4 protein-coding genes are annotated in these 12619 nt (G+C 61.0%); 3 read left to right on the top strand and 1 reads right to left on the bottom strand.

The annotated features are described in order from the left end of the window. Positions 1–2: 2 nt before the first annotated feature. Positions 3–1763, bottom strand: coding sequence for an alpha,alpha-trehalose-phosphate synthase (UDP-forming) (locus tag A6B35_RS32890; RefSeq protein WP_006204366.1), 1761 nt, complete (start codon positions 1761–1763; stop codon positions 3–5). Positions 1764–2354: 591 nt separating this feature from the next. Between A6B35_RS32890 and A6B35_RS32900 the strand changes: the two genes are divergently transcribed. The 3 genes from A6B35_RS32900 (at position 2355) to A6B35_RS35150 (ending at position 11971) form a co-directional block, all read left to right on the top strand. Then, entirely contained in the window at positions 2355–2918 is a 564-nt protein-coding gene (locus tag A6B35_RS32900) for a hypothetical protein (RefSeq protein ID WP_006204368.1), read from the top strand. Between the two features lie 1078 nt (positions 2919–3996). Beyond that, a complete protein-coding gene (locus A6B35_RS32915; RefSeq protein ID WP_244897171.1) occupies positions 3997–11004 on the top strand; it encodes a shikimate kinase in 7008 nt (2335 codons plus the stop codon). 718 nt (positions 11005–11722) lie between these two features. After that, positions 11723–11971 carry a DUF982 domain-containing protein gene (locus A6B35_RS35150; RefSeq protein ID WP_081482080.1) on the top strand — a complete coding sequence of 83 codons (249 nt, stop codon included), beginning with the start codon at positions 11723–11725 and terminating at the stop codon, positions 11969–11971. Positions 11972–12619: the final 648 nt, after the last annotated feature.

Raw genomic sequence — 12619 nt, forward strand, 5'->3', positions numbered from 1 at the left:
ACTCAGGGGCGCGCGCCCGGATGATCTGCGCTGCTCGTCGTCGGGAGAACCCAACGTCTATCCATTGCGTGCTTCAGCGCGGCTTCCAACTCGGCAGTGGTTTCATACGAGGGCATTTGCGCCTCGTTTATCCAGCCGAGGCCGAGGTGTCGGAAGTGATCCGCCGGCACCGTTACCCGGCTTTTGTCCAGTTCCTGCACGAAGTCAGCAGACCAATGGTGGATCGTATATGCTTCAAGTCTATCCATCATCATTCGCCAGCGTTGTATGCGCTCCTCGCGCGGCATGTTGGCCGCTCTGGAAATCGCAGTCGCGATCTCTTCAGGGCGGGTCGGATCCACGAGCAGCGCTTCGTTCTCTTTGAAGTCTTCGGCTGCACCCGCAAACTTCGATAGGACCAGAACGCCAGGATCGTTCGGATCTTGCGCAGCGACATATTCTTTGGCTACCAAATTCATGCCGTCACGCAAGGGTGTCACCACGCCAACGTGCGCGGCTCGATAAAGACTCGCGAGTTGTGCCTGGGTGAAAGAATTCTTCTCGTACAAAATCGGCCGCCACTCGTCCGTGCCGTGCTCGCCATTGACCCGGCTGACCAAGCTGTCGACATTACGCTCATACTCTCCATACGCTGCGATTTGAGTGCGTGAGGGTATGGCGATCTGCAAGAGCGAAATGCTCCGCGGCTCGGCTGCTACCACCTGATTGAAAGCTTCGATCCGGTTGTCGATACCCTTGGTGTAGTCGAGACGGTCGACGCCGATTGCAAGCTTCGCGCCATTGAGTTTGTTCTGCAAGGACGAGATAAAGTCGTTCTGTTCCGCAAGCGACACCGCAGCATTTTCTGCGAACTGCTTGGGATCGATACCGATCGGGAACTTTTGGCAGCGCGTCTGCCTGCCCTGCGAGATCACTATGCCGTTCTTGCTTTCCAGCCCGAGATGAGAATGGACGCAGGCAAGGAAGTTATTCCGGTCCCAGTTGGTCTGAAAGCCAAGCAGATCGTATTCGAGCATCGATTTCATGAGTTCACGATGATTGGGTACTCGCTCTATCAAGTCAGGCGCCGGCCAAGGCGTATGTAGGAAGAAGCCGATTGGCCGGTCGATGCCAAGTTTGTGCAGATCGGCGCCCAGCGGAAGGAAATGATAATCATGCACCCAGAATGCGTCCCGATCCCTCAGGTCGAACGCCGCGCGCCCCACGAAAGCATTGACCTCGCGATAGCTTTCATAGTGGTTTTCCGCACCTGACGAAACCCGGTCGAGCAGCGAGTGGAACGCTGGCCACAGCATAGAATTCGCAAAACCCTCGTAGTAACCAGGATAATGCGCGGCCGGCAGATCGAGCCTCGCCACGTGGCCCTCGCCACACTGCGCGAGGGCCACGGGCCGGTCATTGCCATCGCCCAAGTTGCCCGAGGACCCCATCCAGACGGCGCCGGAACGGCTCACAACGGGCTCGAGGGCAGCGGCAAGGCCGCCAGTCGGGGGCTGATCGGGGTTAAATGTCGCAACGCGGTTCGAAACGACGACAAGTTTCATATTTGGTTTCTGGGTTTCGGTATCGAGGCGGCCCTCCTGCTGGGGAGAGCCAACGGGACGGGAAGGAGCAGCACCTGCTTGTTGCATCGGCCTCTGTGGTGCCTCGCTCAAGCGCCGCTCAAAGGCCGCTTGGTCCATGAGCTGCTGTTGTTGCGTGGCGTGTGATGTTTCAGCGGAGCCTAGAGCGGCTGCGCAAACAAGGTTATTGATTATATCCATTCCAAATTCCCCATTATGTCTCCGCTTGATGCAGGCTCGCTGATCGCAGCAGCTAAGCAGCGGATTTCTGCACATAGGACGTCTACCTTTCGAGAGACTGACGGGCTCAGAGCTAATTATGGCGGCATCAATTGTCAGCCAAATGGGGTCGGACGTGATTAGCTGGACGGCCCCTGCACCAGCGAAGCTTGGCAAAGATGCGGGTCATATGTGGGCGTATAGGAAGGCAACCACCCAGAGGATCACGTTTCAGCGTAAATGCCGCGACCTGAAATCGCTTACTGGAAAACCTGCCGCGAATGCATCCATGCCAGGTGGTGCAAACATTATGTTTTTGCGACAGGGCGCAAGGTGAACGTCCTGAAGCTGACATCCGTCGGATGTTCGAACGTCGACATCGAGCCATTCCGCTTGCAGTGCGCGAAGCGGTTGGTTGCGCTTTCAAGGAAGCTTCGCATCAGCATCGACGTTCGTCGGCATGGTTCTTGCTTCCCGTTGCGCATGGTTGGTGAAGAACGAACGGCCAGACCGGCTGCTCGGCGCTACAATCAATCGTTACGGCTGGATGCAGCCCGGAAGTGGAGCTAGGAAATGACGTGCATTGTCGGTTTGATCAACGATGGATCAGTTCACATCGGGGGCGATAGTGCCGGGGTGGTCGGCTACTCGCTCACGGTGAGAGCCGATCGCAAGGTCTTCCGAAACAAGGACTTCGTCTTTGGCTTTACGAGCTCGTTTAGGATGGGTCAGCTGTTGGCGCATTCTTTCAAGCCGCCAAAGAGACACCCGGACATTGATGTCTATACCTTTATGGTGACGGAGTTCGTCAATGCGCTGCGCCAATGCCTGAAAGATGGCGGCTACGCCGAGCGGCATCACGAAGCCGAGCGCGGTGGCACCTTCCTCGTCGGCTATGCCGGACGACTCTTCAAAATCGCGGGCGACTATCAGGTTGGCGAGTCGGCAGATGATTTCGATGCCTGTGGGTGCGGCGAGCAAATAGCGTTGGGCGCGCTCTTAGCCTCTCCAAATTCTCCACCGCGCGAAAGGTTGACGATCGCGCTCCAGGCCGCCGAGCGGTTTTCGGCCGGCGTGCGCACCCCGTTTCACTTCGAGACTCTGGGGCCGCCCCACATTCAGGTCCCTTCCAATTAACGGAGACAGCGCGTCCAGATCCTTAGACTACACGCCGCCAGACCGAAATGCGCTTGTCGCCACAGGGCAGTCGTGGCGAGGCCCGAAAGATGGGCAGTCCAAAGGAAATACGCTTCGTCGTTGCCGGCATGTTCTGCGCGCTTCGATTCCATTTGGGGCCGCCGGCTAACAAACTTTCCTTCACGCAAAACGCGCCCTTACCGCACCGCTCAGCGCCGGCTATCCGGCGCGTCTCGCCGGTAACGTCCAATACGGTATCCTACTCTGACTTCCATGTTCGCGCGCTCCAATCTGAGCCCATACTGCCACGGCCAATTTGGTGACCATGTATTTCGCCGAAATCGAGGTTCGGGCTGACCGCAAGTCAGGCTTCCGTCAGATACCACGACTATGTTGAAGCCTGACAATTTCCAGAAGCGAATGACTGTGCGCGATTGCATTCTCGTTTGCAGCGGGGCGGACCATGACAGGCATCGGTCGACGTGGCAGTTCGTACCATTCGGACTTCAGAGCCGACGACGCCGAGGACATAGATGGGTCGCGCGGTCCAGCCTCTGGACAAGGCGGACAGCTGTTCAGTTCTGCGATAGAGCGGATGCGCCCCGAGCATGAAGATCCTGGGGGTGGTTCTGTTCGCACTGGGATGCGCGCCCGTAATGTCCTGCACGATACCTCTGCTGATCCCTGGGCTGGCGCGCCCGGTCGGGAAGAGAGCTCGTTGCGTTCAGGTGGCGAATCTTGGCGTCGCGATCGGGCCGCCGGAAGCTGGCAGCCAGGAGCGCTCCCGCCCCAGCGACAATTTCGTGGCGCGCCCAGTCGGGAAGAACGCTCGTCGCGTTCAGATGGCGAATCTTGGCGCGGCGATCAGGCCGAAAGCTGGCAATCAGGGGCGCTCCCGCCGGCCAGGCAATTCGCGAGCGACCTGGGTACTGGAAGAAAGCGGCGTAGAGACGACGAAGCCGCGCAGAGCGTCCACATCGGCTTTGAGCGGCGTCATCCACGCTGTTCGGACGAGTTTCATGCTGCACTAAGAGGGATTGGCAACGCGCGCGCCATCGGTGGATTCTCAAAGGAGGTGGTGAAGTACTCCAAGCGCCTGCGAATGCCGGATCAAGCAACGTTCCTGCAAGAGGCCGCCTCCAATTTTGAAAGAAAATTTGTCAAGCGCATGAAGGAAGACATCGGCGCGCGACAATCATGGGGGTATGCCACGACATGCAACGCGGTGAGCCGGGAGGCTGGCGGTCGGGACGGTATGGAAGCTTGCAGGGTCGTTGCAGCTCAGATTTCGCAGTTTGATCTCGCGCTAATGAAGAAGATCGAACCCAGAGCGCTTTCGCTCTTTGCATCATCATTCGGTCGGGACCCATTGTCGACGAGATGTCGCAATGGAACGATCAGAATCGCCCAAAGTTGTCACGATCGAAGCGGAGCACTTGAGCATCTGAGCGGTCAAGATCTATCCTTGCTGGCAAACGGTTTCAGCAAGTGGCCGCAAGAGGCCGATTGTCGCCAGGCCGCAGTTGCGGTCGCCGGTGAGGTTCGTCGCCGCGCCGATCGAGACGTCGGGCGCTCCGGCTTTGTTCCGCGGGATCTGTCGAGCTTCGCGAATGCATTCAGCAAGTGGCCGCAAGAGGCGAACTTTTGCGATGCCATAGTTGCGATCGCCGGTGAGGTTGTCCGCCGCGCCGACCGTCAGACCGCCCGGCTCCCTGGTTTTAATCCGCAGGAAATGGCGAACCTCGTGAACGGCTTCAGCAAATGGCCGCAAGAGGCGGCCTCCCGCGATGCTATAGTAGCGATCGCTGGCGATGTCAGTCGCCGCGCCGACCGTCACACCGCCCGGCTCCCTGGTTTTAATCCGCAGGAAATGGCGAACCTGGTAAACGGCTTCAGCAAGTGGCCGGAAGTGGCGGAGTGTCGCCACGCCACGGTCGCGATCGTCGGTGAGATACGTCATCGCCGGCTTTTAGATTTTACTCAGCAGGAACTGGCGAACCTGGTGAACGGTTTCAGCAAGTGGCCAGAAGCGGCAGAGTGTCGCCAGGCCACGGTCGCGATCGCAGGCCATGTGTTTCGCCGCGTCCACAAGCTGTCTGAATTTGCTCCGCAGGGACTGGCGAACCTGGTGAACGGCTTCGGCAAATGGCCGGAAGCGTCCGAGTGTCGCCAGGCTATAGTCGCGATCGCCGGTGAGATCCGTGGCCGCGCCGGCCGGCTCTCTGGCTTTACTCAGCAGCACCTGTCGAATCTGGTGAATGCGTTCAGCAAGTGGCCGGAAGCATCCAACTGTCGCGACGCCACGGTCGCAATCGCCAATGAGGTCCGTTGCCGCGCCGGTGGGCAATCTGATTTTACGCCGCAGGGACTGGCGAACCTGGTAAACGGCCTCAGCAAATGGCCGGAACGGGCGCAGTGCCGCCAAGCCGCGGTCGCGCTCGGCGTGGGGCTCCTTGGCCGTGCCGACCGCGCCGATGGGCTGTCTGGTTTTACTCAGCAGGAGCTGGCGAACCTGGCGAACGGTTTCAGCAAATGGTCTGACGGGACCGACTGTCGCGATGCCACGGTCGCAATCGCCGGTGAGGTGCTTAGCCGCGCCGATCGCGCCGACGGGCTGTCTGATTTTACTTCGCAGGGGCTGGCGAACCTGGTGAACGGCTTCAGCAAATGGCTCGACGGGACCCACTGTCGCGATGCCACGGTCGCGATCGCCGGTGAGATGCTTCGCCGCGCCGACCAACTCTCTGAATTTACTCCCCAGGACATGGCGAACCTGTCAAACGGGTTCAGCAGGTGGCCGGAAGAAGCGGCGTGCCACCAGGCGATAATGAACATTGCGCACAGACTGGGCTCTGGAGGCCTGCGCTTCGCAGCATTCACCACACCTGCGCTCAGCACGATCGCCAATGATCTGGCGCGGGAATGCAAGAGGGGAGAGGGCAGCGGAGAGATTACAGAGACCGCCCTGCTGAGGGATAGGCTGCATCAGCTGGCCCATCACCTCCACTATGCCACTGATCGGCTGGAGCGGGCCGACGCTCTGGGCATCACGAACATCTTCAGGGCGCTGGCCAAGGCCCGGCTTTTTGACGATCTCGGTTCGCTGGCACGGGCAGGGTTGGATCGGCTTCAGGAACTGCACCGCGCCCCTGGTTTTGCCACTGAGAACAACCTCGAAAGCATGGGTAATCTCTGCGCCGCTCTGCTGCCGCTGGCGCGCAGCCCGCACAAGCAGCTGCGCTGGCACCGCAGGCAGGCGCTCAACCTGCTGAAGGACATCCAGCCGGTCGTGAAGCACAAGATCGAGGCGCATCTGCAGGCAAGCAGTGCCGAGCAGACACGCGGACCGTGCTCCAGCCGTTGTCCCGCCTTGTCGATCTATCAGGTGCTCAAGGCCCGCGCGGTCCTGGAGTCATTGTACCGGCGACCGTATGTCGAGGGCAGGAAGCCCGACTTGCGGATGACCCAGCAACAGCTGCAGCGTGAGACCAGGCAGATCCTGGCCAGCACGCGCGACCTCATCGAAGGCGACCTTTCCAACATGAGCTGGAACGTGATCGCGGAGATCGAGGCCGATAGCCCGGTCGATGCGCTGGACACGTTCATGGCGCACAATGCGGCAACCGTCCAGGCCCAGCATCCAGCGTCCGTCTTCGATGTCCACCAGGTGTTGCAAGCCATGGACCACGAGCCCAGGCCTCCACAGGGCGACGCGGGACTGATGCAGTTGCCGGTGGTGGACATACGGGGGCAGCGCGTGGCCACCGAGCCCGAGACACGCTATTCGGCTTTCCATCGCCTGACCTCGGGAGCCATCAAGGCGGTCGCGGTGCAACTGCCGGGCAAGCCGAGCGCCTTCATGCTGGCGCGGACGGTTACGGTCGAGGGTGTGCCATACCGCATGGACCTGTTTGGCGGCAGCAAGTTGAAAGCGCCGCAACCGACGGTGTCGCAGATCGCAGCCCGCAGCCCGGACGCGGCGCCAGCAAGGGCCTCCGGGGGAAAGCTGCTGGCCATTCCCTATGCCGAAACCGCTCCGGGCACGGCGTTCGAGCAGCTATCGCGCGCCTGGGCCCCTTTCAAGGAGGCCTATTATTACACGCAGCGCCGGGGCTTTGCCGCGCCTCCTGCCCTTCAAGGTCTGGGGCCCCACGACTACGCGCTGGAAGGCGCCTTCAAACTGTCGCTGCTGCCGGACCGCCCTGCCAATGAGCAGCATCCCTTCAAGCTGACTGGAAAGGCAGGCCCGATCGCCTTGCGGCCGCATGACGGCTGCGGCTTCATCAAGGCCTCGCTGGCCGCGCGTATGCCAACGGTTCGCCGGGCCGGTCAAACGGGCGATCCCGATCGGGTGGCTGCCTTTGGCGAGGGAAGGAGATCGTCCCTGCCCGCCTTGGCGGCGCAACATTATCCGCGCAGCGAACTGGTGGCGGATGAGGCGCGCGAGAAGGCCAGGGCCTGGCTCGAGAGCCGACAGGGGCAAGGGCGCGGGTTGACGTCCGAAGAGCTGTTTCGCACGGTGACGGCCGGACACATCGACGGTCCGGGCGCGGTCGCCGTGCCGTCCGGTGATGGCCACGTCCATGTGCCGACGCTCAAGAGCGAGACGTTGACGGGCAGGGATGGCGTGCTGATCGGCCGCTCGCCCTATGACAAGCCGAACCTGCGCCCGTTTGCCGCCGGGCAGGTCAGGTCGGCGGTTGACGGGGACCCGACGGCAGGGTTCCTGGATCAGTGCGTGGCCATCCAATACAGCTTTAATGTCGCCCAGAAGTCGGGGGAGAAATTGGCCGCCGCCGACCCGACCTTCTTTGCCAAAGGCATTCTGATCGTCGTCCCCGACGAGATGTGGCCGGCCGACTATGCCGAGCGTGGGCTGGTGATGTCGGCCGAGGACGTCAAGTGCCATTCGAGCTGGACCAAGGGCAAGGACCGGGTCACGGTGGACACGTCGCTCGACTGCGTCGGCATCCTGCAGGCGACGGAGGTGTTTGCTCCGGGGTCGCTGGTTGCCGTGCCGACCGGTGAACAGAAAAAGCTCGACGGCGACTTCGACGGCGACACCGTCATCATACTCGGCGACCGGCCGCGGCTTTATGAGCATGTGCGCGAGTTCGATCAAAAGGAGCAGGCGCGCGGCCTGCGCTCGCTCAAGCCGCCGAAGTCGCACACTCCTGCCATCGACGGCGAGCGTTACCAGTTCAGCCGCGCCAGCCAGATCCTCGCCGCCACGCAGAACGTCCTGGAAACCTATACCAGCCTGCAGCGAAACTTTCTGGCTCAGCCCCATGAGGCACGACAATGGTTTGCCGAGCGGGCCATCTTTGGCATCTACGAGGGCGTTCACCACGAGCTCAGGCGAGACATCGGTAACCTGTTGAACCAGGACCAGGTGCGTGGCCAGGACATCCAGGACACGCTCGCCAGGGCGAGACATGAGATCGAGGTCGCCAGACATCCGGTCGCCCGCGAAATGGCCGCGTTGCTCGCCGCCGACCTCGAGGCCTGGGCCGCGAGCACGCATGAGCAAGTCCCGCCCGAGACGGTCGAAAGCGTGAACGACGCAAACGACGCAAACCCTGAGCTCAGTGCCGCGCTGTGCGCGCTGTTCGCGGAACTGGCTGAGACCTATGCGGCAACTCCCCAGCCACGAGAGCGCGTCCAGCTTTTGCTCGATCACTATCGTGCGCGCATCGATCCGCGCCCGGATGGCTACAATCCCGACGACCTCGTCGAAAGCGCAAACAACCTCCTGAGCCTGGGCATCAAGGTCGGCACCGACGCCTACAAATCCGACACCGGCGCCCGCCTGTTCATGAAGAAGAGCGAGGAGCTGCAGCGGCTGCTGCATCAGACGCCGGGCTTGAAGTCGGTGCCCTACGTCAAGGGTCTGGCTGCGACCCTCAACCAGGGCAGGCTCGATGTCGATGCGACCCTGGAGGACCTGAAGGACAATCCCACGCTGACGGCTTCAATCATGGAGACCTCGATCAAGCTGGCAACGGAGCAGGGCATTTTGCGCAACCTCTCTGCCCGGCAGCCTGCGGCCGAGGATTGCGCCATGACGATCACGCTGACCCGCGAGGAGGCCTCGGAGCGCGCCAGGATGGAAGCGTCCCGCGCCAAAGAGGCAGAAGAGACAATCACCGCAGCGGCCCTCAGCGTTGCCACAAGCCTCAGGACAGCGGACATCCAGGTGAACATGCCTCACCTGGAGCGCCGCTTGAGATCGACAACCTCCATGACAGATCAACTCACCGGCATGAGCGCCCCGACCGGCAGCCATGTACAGCTGGTCAGCAACGCCCTACGCCATGTCTTCGAAGTCCCTGACAAGGATTTTACGCGCGCCTTCAAGGCAGCCATGCTGGCCTTCGATGAGCAGGGCTACTCCGAGGTCAGCACGACCAACTGGTTCAAGATGGCAAAGCGGACTTTTGTCGGCATCCAGAGCGTGCTCACCACGCCGGACGGTTACCGCTTCCAGCTGGAGTTCCACACGCCAGGCAGTTACCGGGCCAAGGTTGACAATCACGATACCTACAAGGGGCTTATCAGGCTAAACCAGCAAGCCGGCGCGGATGCTTTGGAGCAAGCCAAGGCCGTGGAACTGGCGCAGCGCGCGCGCGCGGTCTGCAGCCAGGTTGCGATCCCCGATGGCGCCATGGACGTCCCCCACTGGGGAGCCGAAGAGGGGGCAACGGGTAGAACCAGCCTCGCCAGCTTTGGGGTGCGCGCGGCCGAACAGCCAGGACCACCCCAGACCGCCAGGTCACCGGTCGCAAAGGAGATCTTTGCCGCCCTCAATGGACGGCCGGTCGTGCTGGTTGGCATGCCGAGTGCCGGAAAATCCAGCATCGGCCCGGCTCTCGCCAGGCGGCTGCGGCTGCCCTTCGTCGATACCGACAAGATAATCCAGAAGGACACCCGCATATCGATATCGCAGATCTTCGAAGTCCATGGCGAGGCGTTCTTCAGGGACATGGAGGCACGTGTGATCGCAGATCTGCTCCAGAAAGGCCCTGCCGTGATCGCGACCGGTGGCGGCGCGTTCATGCGTGAGCAGAGCCGTCACCTCATCGGCGAGAAGGCGGTCTCGATCTGGCTCGACACCAGGCTCGACGTGATCGAAAAACGCACCAGGAACGATACCAGCCGCCCGCTGCTGCAAGGCCCCAACCCGGAGCAGAAGATCGCCAGACTGTTGAGCGAGCGCAGGCCGTTTTATGCACAAGCCGATATCACCGTCGTCCCACCCCACCAGCAAGATAGAAAGAACGTCGATCCATGCGTGAGCGCCCTGCACGCCCACCTGTGCCCCGAGGCGGGCGCGGACCGCGGCCCTGCCAGACAGGAAGCCGATCGGATACATGTGCCAGGAGCGCAAACTGTCACCGGTGAGCCCAGCACGGCGGGGTGGGCGTCGGACGGGCGTCTCACCCCTCACGCTCGAGTTGCCCAGACGGATGAACCGGCCTCTGGCTCGGGCAGCGCATCGCAGGATCGGCTGGCGCTCGGCCCCACCCATTGGCTGACCGACGCCCATATCACTGCGGATTACGGGCTCCTGGGCCAGGAGTTGCAGGGACGTTCTCCGGATCTGGCTGCCCGGACGCGCCTCGTGGATCCCCTCATATCATATCAACTGCGCTTGATCCCCGAGCGCGATGCACTCGGCGAATTCCAGCGCATAGTCCATAATCAGAATGAGGAGGATACGGCCGACTTCCTGTTCCTACCAGTGAACGATGGCCGTGCTGGCGTTCCTGATAGTGGCAGCCACTGGTCGCTGCTGCTCGTTGATCGCCGCGACCGGGAAAACCCGGTCGGCTATCACTACGACTCGCTGGGAGCGTACCACCGCCCCATTGCAACGGAGTTCGCAGCAAGGCTGGGCGCCAGCCTGCGGCCAGTGCGCATGGCCAAACAGCACAACGGTTATGATTGCGGCGTCTTCATGCTGGAGGCCACGCGGGAGCTGGCTCGACGGTTGGCGCAAGAACCGCGGCTGCGGCGCGAGTCCCTGCACCTCGACAATCTGGTCGCCGATCGCCAGGCACTCCAGGAGCGGCTCGCGCGAATTTGATGACGCGCTCGGGCTGATGGAGTGGCTGGGGCGCTCTCGCCGTCGCGAGAACCGGCCCAGAATAGCCCAAACACGCTAATCGAGCAGCTATGCCGTCAACGGCCCGGTAAGGTACAATAGACATGACCGACGCACATCCGACGATCCGCTGACCGAGGGTGGTGCCGAGCGCCACAGTTGGGCACGATTTACATGGTCCTGGCAACGACTATGTGAGCGCGATTCTCTAAGCATCTAGCTCGATTTTCCACTTCTGCTGATTAACAGGTTGTCTGCGCCGTTCAGGAAACCATACCAGCGAGAACCGTCATCATCATCGAACGGCCGGTCGAGAGGCCCGGCCAGCGTTGGCATGACACTGCCAGGCGAGAGATCGCATCGTTTGCCTCAGGCCCTGCACTGATCACATCCCAAAGATGGCAGGCTCTCCTTGGATCGAGAATTCATAGGCGATTCGGAATCAGGCTGCATTCGCCATTTCTTCCAGATGAAGTAATCGCATCGGCCAGAAGGCCAACGGTAAAGAAACATCTTGCGCTGCCCCGATAAAATGCACTCATGGTACGATTCGTGCAAGAATTGAACATGGGTGGAATCCCACCTTGTACCAAGCTTTCGATTGAGCGGCCGACCGGTGCGACCCGCAAGCGGGATCGACACAATTTTCATCGGTTGTAATCGCAGGCTCTGGGTCGGTAGGAGTTGAGGGGGAGGCGAGATGACGGGCTTGGTCAGATTTGAGAGGCCAGTTGTGATCCAGATTAGCCGCCATAGCACAGAACGTGCCGTGTGCGATGTCAATGATGCTGCCTCCATCCTGCTCCGGGATTTTGGTCGTCAGACGGAGAGGCGCAGGGCCGCAATGGACGCCTGTCTGAAGGTACTGAGAGGTGAGGCTCATCCACCCGCCGCTCGAAGGGCCTTCGTCGCGGCCGCGCGCGAAGCAAATATCCTTCGCTGCGATTGACAGGATACTCAAGCGATACCGAGGCAATTGGCATCTCAGGTCCCCCCATCGGTAGAGCTGGAGGACATGCGGCGGATGAGTAACCCGAGAGTTCTGCATGCTCGCCATTGGGGGCCCTTAACTTTATGACATGGACAGCGACGCCGCAGCCAAACTGTCAGCGAAGGGCATGAGTTTTCATGCCGACTTTCCTAAGGCTTCACTGACGTCGTTCCTTACCATGATCGCCAGATCGCGATTTGAAGCCGGAGGATGGGCAGGTGGATTTATCTCACCAAGCCACAGCCCGATCTCCTGAAATTGCTACCCGCTAAACGGTGAGGGCGGGGAGCGACTGAGCCAATGGTCGAGATAACCGTCTCCGACAATTTGGCGGTCGACACACCTGATCCTGCAGGAGGCACTGCCAGGTAGAGCGACGAAATGAAGCACTCTTTCCTGCCGTCGGCTTTCGTGCGACAGGAAGCCCTCCTGCGGATGCATATGCGACGCGAATCCAAGTAACATTCTCGCAATTGCGATATATAATTTGTGCATCGCAATATCTGCGGCTATGGGTAAGGTCCTGATGTCGGTCATCTACCCCCCTCGAATGTGATGCCGACGCTGAATGCGGCGCGCCTCTTCCCGCGCTGCATCTCAATCGAG

This window comes from Mesorhizobium amorphae CCNWGS0123, assembly GCF_001686985.1.
GTDB lineage: Bacteria > Pseudomonadota > Alphaproteobacteria > Rhizobiales > Rhizobiaceae > Mesorhizobium > Mesorhizobium amorphae.

Bases quoted from the DNA above. Each gene is read 5' to 3' on its own strand.
- A6B35_RS32900 (WP_006204368.1), top strand. From the start codon at position 2,355: ATGACGTGCATTGTCGGTTTGATCAACGATGGATCAGTTCACATCGGG.
- A6B35_RS32890 (WP_006204366.1), bottom strand. From the start codon at position 1,763: ATGGATATAATCAATAACCTTGTTTGCGCAGCCGCTCTAGGCTCCGCT.
- A6B35_RS35150 (WP_081482080.1), top strand. From the start codon at position 11,723: ATGACGGGCTTGGTCAGATTTGAGAGGCCAGTTGTGATCCAGATTAGC.